The following is a 19,834-nucleotide window of genomic DNA, read 5'->3' on the forward strand; positions in this document are numbered from 1 at the left end:
TATTGTAGCACAAAACAGACCGCTGACCTAGAAACCTAGGTCAAGCCTGATAAACTCGTCTTTGGTGGAACTGTGCTGATGGGCTTGTGTTATTGCAAGTCCTTTGGCATGCCTTCAGCACCAAAATGCTTGATGACGATTTTTTCATAAGTGCCATCAGCCTTGATGGCATCTAGGGCGTCGTTGATTTTTTGTAGCAACTCTGTGTTGCCTTTATCAACGGCGACAGCGACTTTGTCATCGATGTCAATATCAGAACCTTTGATGGTGAAATTTTTGCCCAAATCAGATTTCAGCCAAGTCAAAGCAGGTAATTTGTCAGAAATCATGGCATCGGCACGACCATTGCCCAAATCAATAAAGGCATTGTCCAGCGTGTCATACAGCTGTGGCTTGCTGTTTGGGTAAGTCTGGGTCAGCCACTGGCTTGAGATGGTTGAGCGTTGGGCGGTGATTTTGGCATTTTCGATGTCGGTTTTTGAACTTGGGTCAAATTTGGAATCGTTTTTTGCCAAAAATACCAAATAGTTAATGTAGTAAGGCTTGCTAAAATCTACCTGCTCGCTACGCTCTGCGGTTACAGACATTGCCGAAACGATGGCATCAAATTTGCCTGTTTTTAGTGCAGGGATAATGCCGTCCCAATCTTGAGCGGTGATTTGGCATTGTGTTTGCATTTTTTCGCACAGAGCATTGGCGATGTCAATATCAAACCCAGCCAAGCTACCATCAGGATTGGTAAAATTATACGGTGCATAAGAGCCTTCGGTGGCGATACGCAGCACCGAGTCGGTTGTATTGTTTTGGTTGCCGCAGGCAGTTAATGCCAATGCACCAAGCATGGTTGCAAATAGGGCGGTGGTTTTTAGTTTCATCATCATCTCCTTGATTGACTGATGGGTGCCTATCTTGGCGGTGTTATTTTTGCAATAAAGTTTGTTTGTCAAAATACTTGCTGACGATTTCGTCATATTTGCCATTTTGCTTTAGGGCGGCAAGTGCATTGTCAAAATCTGCTTTTAGGGCAGTGTCGCCTTTGCGGACAGCGATGGCAACCTTGTCATTGATGTCAATGGGCTGACCTTTGATCTCAAAATTTGCCCCTGTCTCGGTGCTTAGCCAGTCGGTGATTGGCACAGCATCAGACAGCATCAAATCAGCACGCCCTGCTGACAAATCAAGATGGGCATTGTCTTGTTTGTCATAAGCCTTGACGATGGCATCGGGGTGGTTTTGTTTGAGGTAATCAGCTGCCAGTGTCGCCTGCTGTGTGGCGACCGTTTTGCCAGCAATGCTATCGATGGTGGTGGCATCGCCTTTTTTACCAACCAGTACCAACGCATTGTCAAAATACGGCTCGCTAAAATCCACCACTTGCTGACGCTCTTGCGTGATGGACATACCTGCCATAATCGCATCAGATTGATTGGCGTTTAGGCTTGGAATTAAGCTGTCCCAATCTTGGCTGATGATGTTGCACTGGGCTTTGATTTGCTCGCACAGGGCATTGGCAAGGTCAATCTCAAAACCCACCACATTGCCCTGCGTATCCAGATAGCTAAAGGGCTTAAAATTTGACTCGGTTGCGATGCGAATTTGTCGTGTAGCATCAGCGGGCTTATCATTGTTGGTGCCGCAAGCGGTAAGTGTGGCAAGGGCAAGGGCGGCGGTTGTTAATTTTATAATAAATTTCATGATAAACTCCTCTTGTTAAACATCAACCAAGTCTGCATTCACTTGGGGCTTAGGTTGCCTTGCCGTCATTGGCGTGGCGTGTGGCGGTAGGTATTATTGAAAATGGGCTTTTTCAATTTCTGCCAATTTTCCTGTTTGTTTTAAGGTTGCCAGTGCTGCGTCAAATTGTGCTTTTAGTGCATCGCCCTTACGCACGGCAATACCTAGGTTGTCGTTGTTGTTAATCTCTTCGCCAACCAGACCAAATTCTTCGTTGCCTGCTTGTTTTAGCCAATCCGATGCAGAGGCTTTTTCTGCCATGACTGCTTGGTTTCGACCTGCTTTTAGGTCAAGATAGGCGTTGGTGTAGGTGTCATACAACTGCACACGGTTACCATCTTTGCCGTCATATTTTTCGCTAATGTAGGCAGCACCTGTGGTGGAACGCTGACCGCCCAGCACTTTGTCGGTGATGTTATTGGGGTCAAAGCTGCCGTCTTTTTTGGCAAGCCATGCGATGGTGTTTGAAAAATATGGCTCGCTAAAATCCACTTGAGCTTGTCGCTCTGGCGTGATGGACATACCTGCGATGATTGCGTCATATTTGCCCATCAATAGACTTGGGATTAAGCCGTCCCAATCTTGGGCAACGATTTGGCATTTTGCCTGAATTTCGGCACAGATGGCATTGATGACATCAACATCGAATCCAACGATATTGCCACTGGGGTCGGTGTCATTAAACGGAGGGTAGGCGGCTTCGGTTGCGATAATCAGCTCGCGTTGTTCGGTGGTTTCGGCAGTTTGTTTGCTTTCGCTTGTGGCGGTTTCGTCTTTTGATTGTGAACAGCCAACCAGTGCAAGGCAAGCGATGGCAAGTGTAGCAAATGGTTTAATCACGGTTTTTCCTTAAGCTGGGTTCTTGGCAGTAAAAGAGACAAATTCCAGCTTGTATTAATAAAACAAAAATTCTTCAGCCAACTGGCACAATACCAATCAGCGGTGCGATGCCATAAATTCACGCACTCGTGGTGATTTTGGATTGTCAAATACTTCTTCAGGCGTGCCGATTTCCTCGATACGACCTTGGTGCAAAAAGACCACCTTGCTGGATACTTCACGAGCAAAACGCATCTCGTGGGTTACAATCAGCATGGTGCGACCTTCGGCAGCAAGCTCACGCATCACCGCCAAAACCTCATTGACCAATTCAGGGTCAAGAGCAGATGTCGGCTCGTCAAAAAGCAGCACCTGTGGACGCATGGCAAGCGAACGGGCAATCGCCACACGCTGTCTTTGTCCGCCTGATAGATTGTCAGGATAGGCATCTTTTTTGTCCAGCAAACCAACTTTGGTTAGCAGTCGCTCGGCATCGCTGATGGCTTCTGCTTTTGATAGACCCAGCACTTGGGTCGGGCCTTCGATGATGTTTTGTAAGATGGTTTTGTGCGGCCAGAGGTTAAAATTTTGGAAAACAAAGCCGATTTTTGAACGCAGTTTTTCCAGTTGTTTTTTGTCAGCGGCAACCAGTTCGCCTTTGTGGGCTTTGAGCTTTAGCTCCTCTTGACCGACAATAATCTTGCCAAGACTTGGTTTTTCGAGCAGATTAATGCACCGCAACAGCGTGGATTTGCCAGAACCTGACGAACCCAAAATACTGATAACATCGCCATCATGAGCAGTCAAAGAAACGCCTTTTAGCACCTCAAGCGAGCCATAGCTTTTGTGAATGTCTTGCAAATCAAGTGCAATTGGGCGTAAATCAGTCATGAAAATTCCTAAAATTGTAATGACAAAAAACAAGATGGCAAAGACCGTTGGTTATCGGTAGCGGTCATTAGCCAAAATAATTGTTATAATTTTACCGAAAAATCCAATAAAGGCAAACATTTTCTTAATTTTTTCATCGTTTGACAAAATTAGCCATGCCAAATTGTATCAAGCGATGGCTTTGGTCGCCGAATTCGGCATGGTTGTGGAATATTTGGTAAAATGCCATAAATTTCGCTATAATAAGCGGTTATGTTGCCACTTGGCTTTGGGCTTTGTGCGACAACCTTAACCACCCAACCCTTATGCTAGAGTATCCATGAAAACTTTATCGCTAAATCAATTCATCACGCCAAAAAAAATGTCCTTGTTTGGGCAATTGCTACTCACTGTCATTGGCACGGTGCTGTTGGTATTTTTGTTCTTGGCATTACTGTCGTACGACAAGACGGATTCGGCATGGTCGCATATCGGCAGCAATCCTGAGATTGCCAATGTCGCTGGGCGTATGGGTGCGTGGGTGGCGGATATTTTGCATACTTTTTTTGGTTATGGTGCATGGTTTTTGGTGCTGGTTTTGGCGTATGAGCTGGCACGACTGTGGTGGTTGCACGCCAAATTGCTGTGGGTGCTAAGGGTGTCAGCTTATGCCTTGTTGTTGGCATTTATCAGTGCTTTGCTGGCTTATATGGGTGATTTTCGGGATAATGGGCTTGCAGCCAGCTTGGGCGGTGCGATGGGTTTTGAGCTACAAAAAAACCTAGTCATCAATCTGGGGGCGAGCGTTACGGCATTGGCACTGATTGCGTTGATTGGCATTATTGCCGCCCTAAGTTTTGAGATTCGCTGGGCAAATGTGGCAGCGATGATTATGGACTGGGTGGGGCAGGCTCGCCCAAAAGCCGATAATGAACAAACGCCAGTGGCAGAAGTGCCAAAGCAGCCTGTGGCTGACGATGTTGATGAGCCGATTGATGATGTCGTGCAGGCTCATAATCATCACGGGGCGTTGGAGAGTTTTTTGTGTCATTCTGGGCTAAGAGATGAGCTGCTTGCCAAGCGACAAGCCGAGCAAGATGCTGCTGCCCAAAGAGTGCTTGATGAGCAGATTGCCCTACAGACCCAAGCAATAAGTTTGTCCGAGCAGATGCCGAGCGATGATAAGAATCCAGCTTGGCAGTATGAGTCAGATGATGAGCCAAATCCATACAGCACTGTGGCAGACGAGCATATCATCAATGAGGCGAGCATATCGCTGGCATTGACTGATGAGCCAAAGATACAGCCAGATGAGGCAGTACCAAGCACAGTGGATAGATATAATCAATTGGGTAAATTACGCATTGATTCTGCTGATGTTGATGCCAATCATCAGCCACAGACAACCGTATCTGCCAAGCCTTACGAGCCGATGCCAGAGCTGGTTGATGGATTATCAGATGAGCCAAATGATACAGCGGCTTGGGCGGATGAGCCAAGTCAAGCTGGCGGTCAGCCCAAGTCATACGCAATGGGTAAGCTTGCCTATCGCATGAGTTTATCGCCAATACCTGAGCTTACGCTGCTTGACACCCCAGATTATCAAAATAAGCCAAAGGTTAGTGAAGCAAAGCTAAAAGAATCCTCTGAATTGCTTGAGATTAAACTGCAAGAGTATAATATCCAAGCACAGGTGATGGCGGCGACTGTCGGCCCTGTGGTAACACGCTTTGAGGTGGCGTTGGCAGCAGGTGTGAAAGCAAGCCGAGTAACGCGGGAGGCGCGAGATTTGGCACGCAATATGCTGAAGGAATCGTTGCGTGTGGTTGAGGTTATCCCCGGCAAGCCATACATCGGCATCGAAGTACCAAATGAAAAGCGTGAAATGGTGCGATTGATTGAGCTGCTTGATACCCCAGACTACCAAGACCCAGACAAACAAATCGCCATCGCTGTCGGCAAGGATATTAGCGGTAAGGTGGTGATTGCTGACCTTGCCAAAGCACCGCATATGCTTGTGGCAGGTACGACAGGCTCGGGCAAATCGGTGCTGGTGAACTCATTTTTGTTATCCATGCTCCTAAAATATACCCCCGATGAGCTGAAGCTGGTACTGATTGACCCCAAGCAACTGGAGCTTGCGAATTATAACGACATACCGCACTTATTAACCCCTGTGATTACTGATATGCAAGATGCGGTGGCGGCATTGACTTGGTGCGTGAATGAAATGGAACGCCGCTATCGATTGATGAGTAAGCTGCGTGTACGCAAGATTGCCGAATTTAACAAAAAAATTATCCAAGCTGAACAAAGTGGCGAGCCAATTTATGATCCATTATGGCAAGCCAATGATAGCGTCAGTCAGTCCAAACCACCAAAGTTAAAGACACTGCCGATTATTGTCATTGTGGCAGATGAGTTTGCTGACATGATTATGCAGCTGGGCAAAACTGCCGAAGAGCCAATCGTGCGACTGGCACAAAAAGCTCGTGCTGCTGGCATTCATTTGCTGCTTGCCACCCAGCGACCGACAGTCAATGTGGTTACAGGACTGATCAAGGCAAATGTGCCATCTCGTGTGGCATTGAGGGTTAATACCAAAGTGGATAGCCGTACCATCATCGAAGAGGGCGGTGCCGAGGATATGCTGGGTAATGGCGATATGATGTTTATCGCTCCGGGCAAAAACTCTGCCGAGCGTGTGCATGGTGCTTATGTTGATGATGATGAGGTGAACCGTGTCTGTGATGCGTGGCGTGAGCGAGGCAGTCCTGACTATATCGACCTGTCAGAGAGTTATACTTTTGATGGTGAGGGCAGTGGCGATACCAGCAGTGTTGCCGATGGCGATCAATTATACGAGGCGGCAGCGGCATATGTGGTAGAGACACGCAAGCCATCGATTTCGTCAGTGCAACGCAAATTTAGCATTGGCTACAACCGTGCAGCACGCTTGCTTGATCAGATGCAAGAAAGAGGCTTGGTTTCGGCGATGGATAATAGTGGCAAACGCCAGTTGTTATTATAGGTGTACCGATGGATTTGTCAAATACAGCGATTGCTATTATCGTGGTGCTGGTAGTGGCAGGGTTTTTGCTGGGCAATTTTATGGCGGCTCGTCCAAGCCCAGCAGCGGTACGGGTGGCGGATTTTCGCCTGATGGCGAGATCTTATCAGATTTTCCCAAAGCTCATCGCTTGCCCTGATTGGCTTGTGGCTCAAAAAAACCTCATCAGCCCTGTGCCTGCCGATCGTCATCCAAGCGAGGCTACCGCCAAGATTGCCCAGTATACGCTGACCGCTCATGAGCTTGCCTTGCCAATGGTGCAGTATCAAGCGGTGGCAGGTGTCTGGCGACTGGTGGAGCAGGATTTTTATACCGCCAAAATGCGTCAGCAGGCGGCACGATTGGACGGCGTGCCGATTTTGTTGCCTGGTGCGATTGCCTCACGCACTTTGGGGTTGTCAATGAAGGCAAATGCGGTGGCGTTGTATTGGCTTGATGACAAATATCAGCACAGTCATAAGGCGTATAAACTGGATAAAAATCAGGCAGCGGCGGACTTGGTGGATATGTACAAGGCATTAATCGGCTGGGCAGAAACGGTGGCGACGGTTAAGCTGAGCATGGGCGTTGTCAATCAACAACCCGCTGAAGGCGACAACATTGGCTGATAAATTCACTAAGGTTGTCTGGATAAATGCACAAAAAACAGGGCAAAATCACCACAAACTGTGAAAAATGATTGACAAAATCAAATTTTCACCCTATAAATGCAATAATTCGTCAATAAATCGCCAAATGATTTGTGCGATGATGGGTATTTTTTAAGATATTTAAATATAAAGTTACTATTTATTAAATTGTTTATGACAGGGCAAGATATGGCAACCAGCAAAAAAACCACCACCAAAACCACAGCAAATGCCAAGGGTAAGGCTTTGGTGATTGTCGAGTCGCCAGCCAAGGCCAAAACCATCAACAAATATCTGGGCAGTGGCTATATCGTCCGCTCAAGCATTGGCCATGTGCGAGATTTGCCTGTCGGTGGCAGCGGCACAAAAGCAAGCAAGGACGAGGAGGCAGGGCTAAATCGTGAGCAAAAAGCCCAGAGGGCATTGGTTCGCCGTATGGGGGTAGACCCTGAGCATGACTGGGCGGCTGTTTATGAAATCTTGCCAAACAAAACCAAAGTAATTCGTGAATTAAAGGCCTTAGCAAAAGATGCTGACAAAATCTATCTGGCAACGGACTTGGATAGAGAGGGAGAGGCGATTGCGTGGCACTTAAAAGAGGTTATCGGTGGCGATGACGACAAATACAGCCGTGTGGTGTTTAACGAAATCACCAAATCCGCCATTGAAAATGCCTTTAAAAGCCCTGACAAGCTCAACATTGACCGAGTTAATGCCCAGCAAGCACGCCGATTCTTGGATCGTGTGGTGGGCTTTATGGTCTCGCCACTATTGTGGGCAAAAATCGCTCGTGGGCTGTCGGCAGGGCGTGTTCAGTCTGTGGCGACCCGCCTTGTGGTAGAGCGAGAGCGAGAAATCCGTGCCTTTGTACCTGTGGAATATTGGCAAATCCACACAAAAAACACCGCAGCAGGTGAGGTATTGACCCTAGAGGCAGTCAAGCAAGGCGGCAAGAGCCTAAAGCTGGATAATAAGCAAGCAGCAGATGCGGTGGTATCGGTGCTAAGTTCTGCTGATTTTGTTGTATCAAGCATTGACGAAAAACCCACCCAGTCTCGTCCCTCTGCCCCATTTATCACCTCGACACTGCAGCAGGCAGCCAGCACTCGCTTGGGCTTTAGCGTCAAAAAAACCATGATTTTGGCACAGCGATTGTACGAAGCTGGTCATATCACCTATATGCGTACTGACTCAACTTTCTTGAGCCAAGACGCATTGACGGCGGTGCGTGGTTATATCGGTGAGCAGTTTGGCGGTGCTTATCTGCCCGAAAAGCCCAATTTTTATGGCAACAAACAAAATGCCCAAGAGGCACACGAGGCGATTCGTCCGTCTAATGTTGCCATAAAATCCAGTCAATTGACAGCGATGGAGCGAGATGCACAGCGTCTGTATGAGCTGATTTGGCGGCAGTTTGTCGCTTGCCAAATGACACCAGCGCGCTATCAGTCGGTCAGTTTGTTGGTGGCTGCGGCTGACATTGAGCTAAAAGCCAAAGGACGGACGCTGATTTTTGATGGCTATACTCGCATACAGCCACCAGCCAAAAGCGATGATGTGTTGCTGCCAAAGGTTGCTGTTGGCGACAAATTGCCATTGACGGCGATTGAGCCTAGCCAACATTTTACCAAACCACCAGCACGCTACAGTGAGGCAAGTCTGGTCAAAGAGCTAGAAAGTCGCGGTATCGGTCGCCCATCAACCTATGCCTCAATTATCTCAACCATTCAAGAGCGTGGCTATGTAAAACTTGAGAACAAACGCCTGTATGCCGAAAAAATGGGAGATATTGTTACCGAACGCCTAATTGAGAGTTTCCCTGATTTGATGGATTATGCGTTCACGGCAGGGCTTGAGGATAAGCTTGATGAAGTGGCAGTTGGTGATGAGAATTGGAAAGTGGTGCTGAATAATTTTTATCATGAATTTAAACAAAAATTAGACACCGCCAAATCATCAGACGGTATGCGACCAAACAACCCAACCAATGTGCCAGAGATTGGCTGTGATGCCTGCGGCAGACCCATGCAGGTGCGTACAGGCTCGACAGGCGTATTTTTGGGCTGCACAGGCTACAATCTGCCACCAAAAGAACGCTGTAAAGGCACAAAAAATCTCATGCCAGTATCGGCATTTGCCTTTGATGCGGACGATGAGTCGGCAGAGGTTCATGCCTTGCTGGAGAAAAAACGCTGCCAGCTGTGCAATGCGGCAATGGACGGCTATATCGTCGATGGTGGGCTAAAATTGCACATTTGTGGTAACAATCCTGATTGTGAAGGCCATTTGTTAGAGCAGGGCGTGTTTGAGGTTGCTGGCACGAGTAATGACGCACCAACCATTGATTGTGATAAATGCGATGGGCAAATGGAGCTAAAAACTGGGCGTTTTGGGGCGTATTTTGCTTGCCAAAAATGCGACAATACGCGAAAAGTGCTAAAAAATGGACAAGCAGCACCGCCACGCATGACAGCCATTGCCATGCCACATTTACGCTCTGGGCGGTTTGATGACCATTATGTGCTGCGTGAAGGGGCGGCGGGTCTGTTCTTGGCGGCATCAAAATTCCCCAAAGTGCGTGAAACTCGTCCGCCAAAATTGAGCGAATTGCGTACCATCAAAGATGAGCTTGAGCCAAAATTTCATTATTTGTTTGATGCTCCTGATGTTGATGAAGAAGGCAATCCGACCATCTTGCGTTGGAGTCGTAAAAATGCCGAGCAGTATATCGGCTCTGAAAAAGACGGCAAAGCCACCCGTTTTGCACTGGTATGGCGACAGGGGGCTTGGGTGAAGCAATAGCATTTATTCAATTGTAAGCAATTTCTTACAACAATTGACGCATTTGCCATCTGTTTATCGTTGTGATTTTGGTGCATAATATGCACATAGCAACGGAAAACTCCAATGGATTGGAGCATGGATGAGATGCTAGCAAGGAAGAGAGTATGGATATTTTTACAGCCGTAAAAACAACAAAGCCGCACTAAGTTTGCGGTTTTGTTGTTTTTGGAATCGGCTATCAGCACCTGTTATTTACACTTATCAACTGTTTATTCACCATCAATCTTATCAATTCTGGATTGCCATCAATCAATACAGCTCTTATAATAACAAGCTAAAATAACACAGGCAACAAAACCGCCCAAGCAATGCGTGCGATGTTTCTCACTGGCAGTGCTGACGGTTTTTGATAAAATAGTTATGGAGTAAATCATGAGCCAAGCAGTCATCACTACCACTGACGGGCTAAGAATCGCCAAGCGTTTGACCAATCATTGGCAACATAAATTCCAGATATCATCGCTGGGCGATACGGGGTTTGTGGTGCATTTTCCCAGTGCAGAAGTGGTTCTGCTGCCATCGGCTGATGCTTTGCAGGTCGAAATTAGACCTGTTGAGGGTGGCAGTGAGCCGATGGATTTGGCAAAATTACAAAGCGTGGTGGCAAGCCATATTGACCGCATGGCAGGCGAGGTGTTTGATTATCAGTGGCATGATGCCTAAATCGCCCAAAGTGCTGTTTGGCTTATAGATGAGCTGACTTTGGTTAATGTGCCTGATCCCAATTATCGCCCATGCCAATCTCAACCAATAACGGCACGGCAAAATCCACCTGCCAGCCTAGCTCTTTGGCGGTGCTGGTCAGGACATTTTGCATGGCGGTCTTTATCATCTCACCGATGACGACAGCTTTGTCTTTGGCAACCTCAAACACCAGCTCGTCATGCACTTGCAAGAGCAATTTGGCATCATCTTTTGGCAGGATTTTATCGACAGCAATCATGGCAAGTTTGATAATCTCGGCTGCTGAGCCTTGCAAAGGGGCATTAATCGCCGCACGCTCGGCAGCATCACGCACCATGCGATTGCTGCTGTTGATGTCTGGCGAGTATAGCTTGCGTCCTAGAATTGTCTGCACATAGCCGTGCTGTTTTGCCATGTCTTTGGTGTTTTGCATATAGTCGTTGATGGCAGGATAGCGGGCAAAATATCGCTTGATGTAGTCTTGGGCAACGCCTCTTTCGACACCCAGTTGTTTGGCAAGTCCAAAAGCACTCATGCCGTATAACAGCCCAAAATTCACCGCCTTGGCAGCTCGCCGCTCCAGATTGCTTACTTGGCTGATGTCTTTGCCCATAATCTCGGCAGCGGTTGCGGTATGAATGTCTAGATTTTGGCGAAAAGCATCAATCAGACTGTCATCACCGCTAAAATGTGCCATCAGTCGCAGCTCGATTTGTGAATAATCTGCCGCCAAGATGAGGCGGTCAGGCGGAGCAATAAACGCCTCGCGAATCAGTCGCCCTGTATCGGTGCGAATCGGGATATTTTGCAGGTTAGGGTCGCTTGATGACAGTCGCCCTGTGCTGGTGAGTGCCTGATGATAGCTGGTATGCACACGGTTTGTTTTGTCAGCGGCTTTGGCGAGAGCATCGGTGTAGGTGCTTTTGAGCTTTGACAAACTGCGGTGGTTTAGCACAACATCAACCAGCGGGTGGTCAATATTTGCCAGCACAGATTCAGAGGTGGAATATTGCCCTGTTTTGGTTTTTTTGCCACCTTTGATGCCCAGTTTGTCAAATAAAATCTCGCCCAACTGCTTGGGGCTGGCAAGGTTAAACGCCTCTTTTGCGATACGCTCGGCATCATGCTCCAAAGCCATGATTTGCTTGTCAAATTCCACAGACAATCTGCCCAAAAAATCACGATCGATTAAGATGCCGTCATGCTCCATCTGAGTAAGAATCTTGGCGGTAGGCAGTTCAAGCTGGTGCAGTAATTTGGCGGCTGTCGTGTCATCTTGTAGATATTGATTAAAAATACTAAACAATCTAAATGTAATATCAGCATCTTCACAAGCATAGTTGGCAGCAGTATCAATGGCAACTTTGTCAAAGCTGATCTGCTTAGCACCTTTGCCTGCCACCGCTTCAAAGGTAATGGTATCAACGCCCAAGTAATGCTTGGCGAGTGCGTCCATGCTATGCCTTGTGGCGGCAGCATTGATGACATAGCTTGCCAACATGGTATCTGATTGCCAGTTGTTTAGCTTGATGCCATATTTCATAAAAATATGGGCATCGTACTTAAGATGCTGTCCGATTTTGCCGATGGCTGGGTTTTCCAAAACTTGCTTAAACCCTGATAACACAAAGTCCAAAGGCAGCTGATTATCAAGCAATATGCCAAAATCACCCGTATGTCCAACAGGGATATAATAGCCTTCATAATTGGCGGTGCTGACCGAAATACCGACCAAATCGGCGTGCTGCCAGTCGATGTTTGTGGTTTCGGTATCGATGGCAAAATAAGGCACGCTATTTAATTTATGTATTAAATTTTCAAAATCTGATACCGTGCTGATGGTATGATAACAAGGCGTGCCTGTGGGAAGATTTGGCACACTAAGGGGTTCTTTATCGGTGTGGTTTTGTGGCAAATTATCAGCGGAATTATGTATATTTTCTAAATTATCATGAGTGTCATTTGCAAGGATTTGGGCTGTTTCTGCCAGCTCTTTTTTGAATTCTAGTAATTGATACAATTCATGCAAATCTTTGGCACGCTGTTTTTGGGCGGCATGGCTGTTGTCTAGCACAATGTCATCAAAGCCAATGGGCAGATCCAAATCAGTTACGATGGTTGCCAAGATGCGATTTAGTGGAATGTCGCCTTGGTGGTCGGCTAGGCTTTTGCCGACTGCTCCTTTGATGTTTGGTAAATTTGCCAAAATGCCATCAATGCTGCTATATTCATTGAGTAGCTTGGCGGCGGTTTTTTGTCCGACTTTTGGCACCCCTGCGATGCCGTCTGATGCATCCCCCATCAAAGTTAGGTAGTCGATGATTTGCTCTGCGTGCACGCCAAATTTATCCAGCACGCCTTGGGTATCGGTGATTTTCCCTGTAAAGCTGTCTTCTAGCGTGATGCAGTCATTGACAAGCTGTGCCATGTCCTTATCACCTGTGGAGATGACGACAGGGTAGCCATTTTGGCAAGCACGATGTGCCAAAGTGCCGATAATATCATCAGCCTCAAAGCCGTCTATCTTTAGCAGCGGTATGCCCAATTGCTCAATCAGTTGGTGAATGTAGGGAATTTGCACACGCAAATCCTCATCCATCGGTGGGCGATGTGCCTTGTAGGCGGCGGATAATTCATGGCGAAAAGTCGCCGCCTTCGTATCAAAGGCAACCGCCATGTGCGTAGGCTGGTATTTTTTGATGAGCTTGTTTAGGGCATTTAGCACGCCACGAATGGCATTGGTGGGCAAGCCTTGCGAATTGGTCAGCGGCGGCAAGCCATGAAAACAGCGAAACAGATAATAAGACCCGTCCACCAAAATCACAGGCGGTCTTGTTTTGTTGATATGATCTGTGTTTATTTTGGCAAGGTTGGTTGGGTTTGGGTAGTGGGTGTTAAATGTTGGTTTATTGTCAGTCATGGCGTTGTTTTTGATTGAGTGTTGATAATTATTATAGCATAGGCGTGGCAGAATCGCTTGTTTGGTTTATTGCTTGATAAAGTATTTATCAAGCCAATGATACAGCACCCCTGCACTGGCGACCACAGCAATCATACGCACCACATGCAGCATGGTAACGATTGGCACGCCCAGCTGCAAAGTTTTGGCAGTGATGGTCATCTCTGCCACGCCACCGGGGGCAAAACCCAGTCCCAAAATCGCCTTGTCAATATCACTATAATGGGTCAATAGCCACACCATCAGCAATGTCAGCATAAGATGTATCAACACGCTGATGGCAGTGGCAGTCAGCAGTCGTGGTGCAACCTGAAAAAAATTAGGGCGAAACTTGGTGCCAAGCGTCCAGCCGATACACACCTGACCTAAGTATGACAAAACAGGCGGTATCGCTGACAAATGCACCCCATTGGCGGTCAAAATCGCAGCAACCAACAAGGGTGCAAATGTCCAAGGATTTGACCATTTTTTGTATTCAAAGTATTTGGCAGCCAATGCACCAAGTGCCAAAAGTAGCAGTAGATTGGCAAAATTGACCGCTTGGCTTGACTCAAGGGTGCGACTATCCTCGCCGTGATAGCCCATGAATTGATAAAAAAATGGCACGGTCGTTACCAGCAGAAATACTCGCAGTGTATGGGCGGCAACCACCAAATCCACACGAGCATTGTGCAATTGAGCAAGATTGGACATTTCGCTCGCCCCGCCGACAACAGAGGCAAACCAAGCGGTCTTAAAGCTGACTTTGCCAATGCGATAGGCGATGATTGAGCCGATAATTCCCAGTGTGATGCTAAAAATGGCAACCGCAATCAGCAGATAAACTGACTGTGCAATCAAATCAAGCATTTGTGGGCTAAAATACAAGCCAAGCGACAGCCCGATAATCATCAAGCCCGTTTTGCGACCAATTTCGGCATTTTTTATGGGCAATCCTGCCAAACTACAGCCACCAATGGCAATCAATGAGCCAAGCAGCCAAGGAATGGGCAACCCAAGCAAGTTTGCCAAAGCACCGCCTGCAAGTGCAATCAAAAAGCTCAATAAATACGCTGGCAGTGTCGTTGTCATAAAATTCTCCAGTATGCCAGATGGCTTGCGATGATTTGTTGGGCTTTGCAAAGGGTGGCTTGACCCAAGTTTGTCATACAAATCAGAGTATAAAACCAAACAAAAAACAGCCACTTTTTGTGGCTGCTTATGCTTAGGCGATGTGTTTGCGATTTTTGTTACGCAGCCAGCGATATACAGGCAGCAGTACCATCAGCACCACAAGCACCCATAGGATTTGTACGATTGGCCCATGGAATAAGATGCCCAAATCCCCTTGTGAGATGGACAAGGCACGGCGTAGACTTGATTCCATCAGCTCACCTAATACATAGCCCAAAATCAAGGCTGACAATGGGAAATTGAGCTTGCGTAATACATAGCCCAAAACACCAAGAGCAACCATCAAAATCAAATCAAAAGTCGTGCTATGAATGGCATACACGCCCACAAAGCTCACCGCAGCAATCGCTGGAATGAGAATGTAGTTTGGGGTGTTGAGCATTTTGGCAAATAATCCAACAAGTGGCAGGTTGAGTATCAGCAAAATCACATTGCCTACAAACAATGACGCAATCAGACCCCAAACAATATCAGGCTGCTCGGCAAATAATTGTGGGCCGGGCGTGATGTTATATAGGGTCAAAGCACCCATCATCACCGCTGTTGTGCCAGAGCCGGGTACGCCCAAGGTTAGCATCGGGATAAATGAACCACAGGCTGAGGCATTGTTGGCAGCCTCTGGAGCGGCGATACCACGCAAATCACCTTCACCAAATTTGCCTGTGTCGCCAGCGATTTTTTTCTCGTTGGTATAAGTCATGGCACTGGCAATGGTTGCACCAGCACCGGGCAGCACGCCGACAACAAAGCCAATCACGCCACTTCTTAAAATCGTGCCAGCAGAGAACATTAATTCTTTGAAATTAAACAACGCACGCTTGCCTTGCTCAAGGGCTTTTTGTCCTGTGCTGGTCTGCTCAAGCATGATTAAAATTTCGCTGATGCTAAAAAAGCCAATCACAACCGTGGTAAAGGCGATGCCATCAGACAGATTCACCGAGTCAAAAGTAAAGCGATACACGCCTGTAACAGCGTCCACACCAACGGTTGCCAGACCAAGACCAATTAGGGCAGCAACTGCGGTTTTGATGGGTTGATCGCCAACCAGACCGCTTAGGCAGGTGATGGCAAACACCATCAGCACAAAGTATTCTGCAGGGCCAAAGGCAACCGCCCAATTGGCAAGCAGTGGTGCAAACAGCACAACGCCAAGCGTTGCAATGATACTGCCTGTAAATGAGCTGACCGCTGACAATGACAACGCCACCCCTGCCTTGCCCTGCTTGGCAAGCGGATAGCCGTCTAGGGTGGACATGATGGCAGCAGCATCACCGGGAACATTGATTAAAATTGCCGAAATGCGACCACCGTATTCACAGCCCAAATAGACCGCAGCGAGCAAAATCAAGGCAGATTCAGGTGGCAAGCCAAGTGCATAGGCTAGCGGCAAAAGAATCGCAACGCCATTAATTGGGCCAAGACCAGGCAGCATACCAACGATTGTTCCCAAAAATGCCCCAATAAAAGCAAGCATAAGATTGGTTGGTGTTAATGCCACCGCAAAGCCTGATAATAAGTAGTTTAAGGTATCCATAATTTATCCAATCAAACCAAGTGGCAGCGGCACATCAAGTGCTTGGTCAAACAATAAATAGAGCAAGACGCCCATGGCAACGCCCGAGATAAGACAATGCAGCAATTTGCCACCAAACAGCTTACCGACAATGGTTGCCATTATCGCTGTGGCAATGATAAAGCCAAGCAGCTCAAACAGCACCGCATAGCCAAGCAAGGTAACTAGGCACAAGGCAAGTTTTTTTAGTAATGATGGCGTATAGCCAAGCTGGTCAATCTCTGCTTTGGGACGAACCAACAAAAACAACGAACACGCCGCAAGTAGAGCCAGCAGCAGCATTGGATAGGGTCTTGGGCCCAACGGATCATAGGCGATTGGGGCAACATAGCCCGATGCCAGATATAACAAAAACAGACTGACAATCAGAAGCAGTCCTGCAAAATATCGTTCAAATTTTGCGTTCATCATGTATCCTTATGTATTATGCAATACATGGCTGATAAGGGCAGGCTGTAGCTTGCCTGCCGTATTAATGATGGGCTTGCCGACATGACAAACTTAGTTTTGTGAATTTAGGTCAAATTCTTTTGACAAAACACGCATCTCATCGGTGCTTTTTTTGATATAGGCTTGTAGCTCATCGCCAGTCATGGCAAATGGCAACAAATCTCGAGAGGCACGCAGCTCTGCAAATTTTGGGTCAGCCATCATGGTATCAAAGCGATTTTTCCACCACTGATATGATTCTTCGCTAACTTTTGGACCCATGTAGTAGCCACGAATGACAGGCCACTCAACATCAAAGCCTTGTTCTTTGGCGGTTGGGATATCTTTTAGCTTGCCGCCCAGTCTTTCGGGGGCGAATACAGCCAGCACACGCACTTTGCCTGATTCGATATAAGGACCCATCTCGGCAATGCCAGCACTAACAACACTGATGTGATTGCCAAGCACAGCGGTTACTGCTTCGCCACCACCTTCTAGGGCGACATAGGTCATGTCTTTGGGGTTAATGCCAGCGGCTTTGGCAACCATGGCGGTTTGGAGCCAGTCTTGACCGCCGACACTGCCACCAGCACCGAAACTGATGGCTTTGGGGTCTTGTTTTAGGGCATTTGCCAAATCTTGCAAATTCTGCAAAGGTGAGTTTGCATTGACCGCCACCATGCCATAATCTGTACCAACGGCAGCCAGCCAGCGAACATCATCTTCGCTGTAGTTTTCGCCAAATTTACCCTGTGCAAGATTTAGCAATGAGCCTGTCGAAAAGGCAACAATGGCATCACCATTGGCGGGGTCGTTGGCGACAATTTTGTTATAAGCGACCGCACCGACGCCACCGGGCATATAGGTTACACGCATTGGCTTGTCAAGCAATCCTGTGTCTTTTAGTCCACTTTGTGCCAGTTTGCAGGTCAGATCAAAACCGCCACCCGGTTTGGCTGGGGCGATACATTCAGGTTTTTTTGGCATACCTGCTTCGGCATTTTTGTCGTTTTTGCAGGCGGTGAGTGCAACCGCTGTGCACAAAGCAGCGGTCAAAAGTGCGGATTTTTTGAACATTAGGGAGATACTCCAGAGATTGAATTTCCTTATAACCATATCATTTATGCGGTTATTTTTGGTAAAATATATCAAAATGCTGTTACTGTCAAGCATATTTAGCGAAAAATTTTGGTAACAAAGCAACAATTGATGGCAGCCGTGATTTTGATTAAACAAAAATATACCATTGCTGATGGCGTTGGTGTGTTTTTATTGTTTGCCAAGATTATAAATAAATACAAAGAACTTGGGCGGGATTGGCGGTGCTTTTGTGGCTCATTTAAGATATAATAGGGCAGCAAGGCGTGGGCATTGCCATGTAAATTTATCAAAGCAGTCAAATCACCCAAAGCATATCACAGCTAACCGATGTTTATCATTCATTAAAACAAACAAGGCATACAATGACAACCAATCTACTCGACCAAATCAACGCTCGCAGGACTTTTGCCATCATCAGCCACCCTGACGCAGGTAAGACCACCATGACCGAAAAACTGCTACTATGGGGCAGGGCGATTCAGGTGGCAGGTGAGGTGCGTGGACGCAAGGCGGATCGTCATGCCACCAGCGACTGGATGAGTATGGAGCAAGAGCGGGGCATTTCTATCACAACTTCGGTGATGCAATTTCCCTATAAAGAATGTATGGTGAACCTCCTAGATACGCCCGGCCATGCTGATTTTAGCGAGGATACTTATCGCACACTGACGGCGGTGGATTCTGCATTGATGGTTATTGATGGTGCCAAAGGTGTTGAGGAGCGGACAATCAAGCTGATGGAGGTCTGTCGTATGCGTGATACGCCGATTATTAGCTTTGTGAACAAACTTGACCGCGAGATTCAAGATCCGTTGGCGTTGCTTGATGAAATTGAAAGTGTGCTAAAAATCCGCTGTGTGCCGATTACTTGGCCGATGGGCATGGGACAGGATTTTGTTGGGGTGTATCATATCAAGCAAGACAAGCTGTATATGTACAAAAAAGGACAAGGCAGTCAAATTAGCGAAATAGAAGTCAGAGATGGCTATGATCATGCCGATGTGCGTGATCGCTTGGGCGAGCTTGTGTTTAATGAATTTGTCGAAAGTCTTGAGCTTGCTCAGCTTGCTGCCGAAGACTGGGACGAGGATCAGTTTTTGTCAGGCAAGATTACCCCTGTGTTGTTTGGCACGGCGTTGGGTAATTTTGGGGTGGATATGGTGCTAGACACACTGGTTGCTCATGCCCCGAAGCCCAAAGACCATCAGGCGGTAGAACGCATTGTGCGTGCTGATGAGCCTGAATTTACAGGATTTGTCTTTAAAATCCAAGCAAACATGGATCCAAAGCATCGAGATCGTGTTGCCTTTATGCGAATTTGCTCGGGGCGATATGAGCGTGGCATGAAGATGAATCATGTCAGACTGGGCAAAGAGGTGCGGGTTTCTGATGCCTTAATGTTCCTAGCGGGCGACCGCGAGACGCTGGAGGAGGCTTATGCTGGTGATATTATCGGTCTTCATAATCATGGCACGATACAAATTGGCGACAGTTTTACCAGTGGTGAGAGTTTGAACTTCACGGGCATTCCGCATTTTGCCCCTGAGCTGTTTCGCCGTGTGGTGCTAAAAGACCCAATGAAATCCAAGCAATTGCAAAAAGGCTTGCAGCAGCTGTCCGAAGAAGGGGCGACACAGGTGTTTATGCCCCAAATTAACAATGATTTGATTTTGGGTGCGGTGGGTGTGCTACAGTTTGAGGTGGTGGCACATCGCTTGGCAGAAGAATACAAAGTACAATGCAGCTTTGAGCCTGTATCCATCGCCACGGTGCGGTGGGTGCATTGTGATGACAAGGTGGCGTTTGAGAAGTTTAAGAAAAAAGCCCATGACCAACTGTCGGTGGACGGTGGCGGTTATCTGACCTACCTTGCCCCAAGCCGTGTGAACTTACAACTGATGCAAGAGCGATATCCTGAAGTGGAGTTTAGAAGTATCAGGGAGCATTGA

The 19,834-nt window shown here is 47.3% G+C and carries 14 protein-coding genes; 5 read left to right on the plus strand and 9 right to left on the minus strand.

The window, feature by feature from the left end:
* Positions 1-89: 89 nt before the first annotated feature.
* The 4 genes from BW928_RS03770 to BW928_RS03785 all read right to left on the minus strand — a co-directional run bounded on the left by BW928_RS03770 (position 90) and on the right by BW928_RS03785 (position 3,444).
* A complete protein-coding gene (locus BW928_RS03770; protein WP_227516542.1) occupies positions 90-842 on the minus strand; it encodes a transporter substrate-binding domain-containing protein in 753 nt (250 codons plus the stop codon).
* Positions 843-918: 76 nt separating this feature from the next.
* Positions 919-1,695, minus strand: a complete 777-nt coding sequence (locus BW928_RS03775; RefSeq protein ID WP_076554906.1) for a transporter substrate-binding domain-containing protein — start codon at positions 1,693-1,695, stop codon at positions 919-921.
* Positions 1,696-1,788: 93 nt separating this feature from the next.
* Positions 1,789-2,574 carry a transporter substrate-binding domain-containing protein gene (locus BW928_RS03780; protein ID WP_076554907.1) on the minus strand — a complete coding sequence of 262 codons (786 nt, stop codon included), beginning with the start codon at positions 2,572-2,574 and terminating at the stop codon, positions 1,789-1,791.
* A gap of 96 nt (positions 2,575-2,670) precedes the next feature.
* On the minus strand, positions 2,671-3,444 hold the full coding sequence (locus BW928_RS03785) for an ABC transporter ATP-binding protein (protein ID WP_076554908.1): 774 nt from the start codon (positions 3,442-3,444) through the stop codon (positions 2,671-2,673).
* 361 nt (positions 3,445-3,805) lie between these two features.
* Here BW928_RS03785 and BW928_RS03790 point away from each other — a divergent pair, with 361 nt between their 5' ends.
* From BW928_RS03790 to BW928_RS03805, 4 genes are all read left to right on the plus strand, one after another.
* Complete coding sequence (locus BW928_RS03790) at positions 3,806-6,454, plus strand: DNA translocase FtsK (RefSeq protein WP_076554982.1); 2,649 nt, start codon at positions 3,806-3,808, stop codon at positions 6,452-6,454.
* A gap of 8 nt (positions 6,455-6,462) precedes the next feature.
* The gene (locus tag BW928_RS03795) at positions 6,463-7,101 is read left to right on the plus strand and encodes a hypothetical protein (protein WP_076554909.1); all 639 of its coding nucleotides are present in this window, start codon (positions 6,463-6,465) and stop codon (positions 7,099-7,101) included.
* A gap of 210 nt (positions 7,102-7,311) precedes the next feature.
* Positions 7,312-9,924, plus strand: coding sequence for a type I DNA topoisomerase (gene topA, locus BW928_RS03800; protein ID WP_076554910.1), 2,613 nt, complete (start codon positions 7,312-7,314; stop codon positions 9,922-9,924).
* Positions 9,925-10,338: 414 nt separating this feature from the next.
* Positions 10,339-10,629: a DUF2218 domain-containing protein gene (locus BW928_RS03805; protein ID WP_076554911.1), complete on the plus strand. Its 291-nt coding sequence runs from the start codon at positions 10,339-10,341 to the stop codon at positions 10,627-10,629.
* A 43-nt stretch (positions 10,630-10,672) separates the two neighbouring features.
* Here the strand turns inward: BW928_RS03805 and polA are convergent, their stop codons facing one another.
* From polA to BW928_RS03830, 5 genes are all read right to left on the minus strand, one after another.
* Positions 10,673-13,570, minus strand: coding sequence for a DNA polymerase I (gene polA, locus BW928_RS03810; protein WP_076554912.1), 2,898 nt, complete (start codon positions 13,568-13,570; stop codon positions 10,673-10,675).
* 66 nt (positions 13,571-13,636) lie between these two features.
* Positions 13,637-14,680 carry an AbrB family protein gene (locus BW928_RS03815; RefSeq protein ID WP_076554913.1) on the minus strand — a complete coding sequence of 348 codons (1,044 nt, stop codon included), beginning with the start codon at positions 14,678-14,680 and terminating at the stop codon, positions 13,637-13,639.
* A gap of 133 nt (positions 14,681-14,813) precedes the next feature.
* Positions 14,814-16,316, minus strand: coding sequence for a tripartite tricarboxylate transporter permease (locus tag BW928_RS03820; protein WP_076554914.1), 1,503 nt, complete (start codon positions 16,314-16,316; stop codon positions 14,814-14,816).
* A gap of 3 nt (positions 16,317-16,319) precedes the next feature.
* Positions 16,320-16,763, minus strand: a complete 444-nt coding sequence (locus BW928_RS03825) for a tripartite tricarboxylate transporter TctB family protein (protein ID WP_076554915.1) — start codon at positions 16,761-16,763, stop codon at positions 16,320-16,322.
* Between the two features lie 93 nt (positions 16,764-16,856).
* The gene (locus BW928_RS03830; protein WP_076554916.1) at positions 16,857-17,861 is read right to left on the minus strand and encodes a tripartite tricarboxylate transporter substrate binding protein; all 1,005 of its coding nucleotides are present in this window, start codon (positions 17,859-17,861) and stop codon (positions 16,857-16,859) included.
* A gap of 386 nt (positions 17,862-18,247) precedes the next feature.
* Between BW928_RS03830 and BW928_RS03840 the strand changes: the two genes are divergently transcribed.
* A complete protein-coding gene (locus BW928_RS03840; RefSeq protein ID WP_076554918.1) occupies positions 18,248-19,834 on the plus strand; it encodes a peptide chain release factor 3 in 1,587 nt (528 codons plus the stop codon).

Source organism: Moraxella cuniculi DSM 21768, assembly GCF_900156515.1.
Taxonomy (GTDB): Bacteria; Pseudomonadota; Gammaproteobacteria; order Pseudomonadales; family Moraxellaceae; genus Moraxella; species Moraxella cuniculi.

Excerpts from the sequence above, each read along its gene's own strand:
- BW928_RS03770 (WP_227516542.1), bottom strand. The coding sequence starts at position 842 with ATGCTTGGTGCATTGGCATTAACTGCCTGCGGCAACCAAAACAATACA.
- BW928_RS03775 (WP_076554906.1), bottom strand. The coding sequence starts at position 1,695 with ATGAAATTTATTATAAAATTAACAACCGCCGCCCTTGCCCTTGCCACA.
- BW928_RS03785 (WP_076554908.1), bottom strand. The coding sequence starts at position 3,444 with ATGACTGATTTACGCCCAATTGCACTTGATTTGCAAGACATTCACAAA.
- BW928_RS03790 (WP_076554982.1), top strand. The coding sequence starts at position 3,806 with ATGTCCTTGTTTGGGCAATTGCTACTCACTGTCATTGGCACGGTGCTG.
- BW928_RS03795 (WP_076554909.1), top strand. The coding sequence starts at position 6,463 with ATGGATTTGTCAAATACAGCGATTGCTATTATCGTGGTGCTGGTAGTG.
- topA (WP_076554910.1), top strand. The coding sequence starts at position 7,312 with ATGGCAACCAGCAAAAAAACCACCACCAAAACCACAGCAAATGCCAAG.
- BW928_RS03805 (WP_076554911.1), top strand. The coding sequence starts at position 10,339 with ATGAGCCAAGCAGTCATCACTACCACTGACGGGCTAAGAATCGCCAAG.
- polA (WP_076554912.1), bottom strand. The coding sequence starts at position 13,570 with ATGACTGACAATAAACCAACATTTAACACCCACTACCCAAACCCAACC.
- BW928_RS03815 (WP_076554913.1), bottom strand. The coding sequence starts at position 14,680 with ATGACAACGACACTGCCAGCGTATTTATTGAGCTTTTTGATTGCACTT.
- BW928_RS03820 (WP_076554914.1), bottom strand. The coding sequence starts at position 16,316 with ATGGATACCTTAAACTACTTATTATCAGGCTTTGCGGTGGCATTAACA.
- BW928_RS03825 (WP_076554915.1), bottom strand. The coding sequence starts at position 16,763 with ATGAACGCAAAATTTGAACGATATTTTGCAGGACTGCTTCTGATTGTC.
- BW928_RS03830 (WP_076554916.1), bottom strand. The coding sequence starts at position 17,861 with ATGTTCAAAAAATCCGCACTTTTGACCGCTGCTTTGTGCACAGCGGTT.
- BW928_RS03840 (WP_076554918.1), top strand. The coding sequence starts at position 18,248 with ATGACAACCAATCTACTCGACCAAATCAACGCTCGCAGGACTTTTGCC.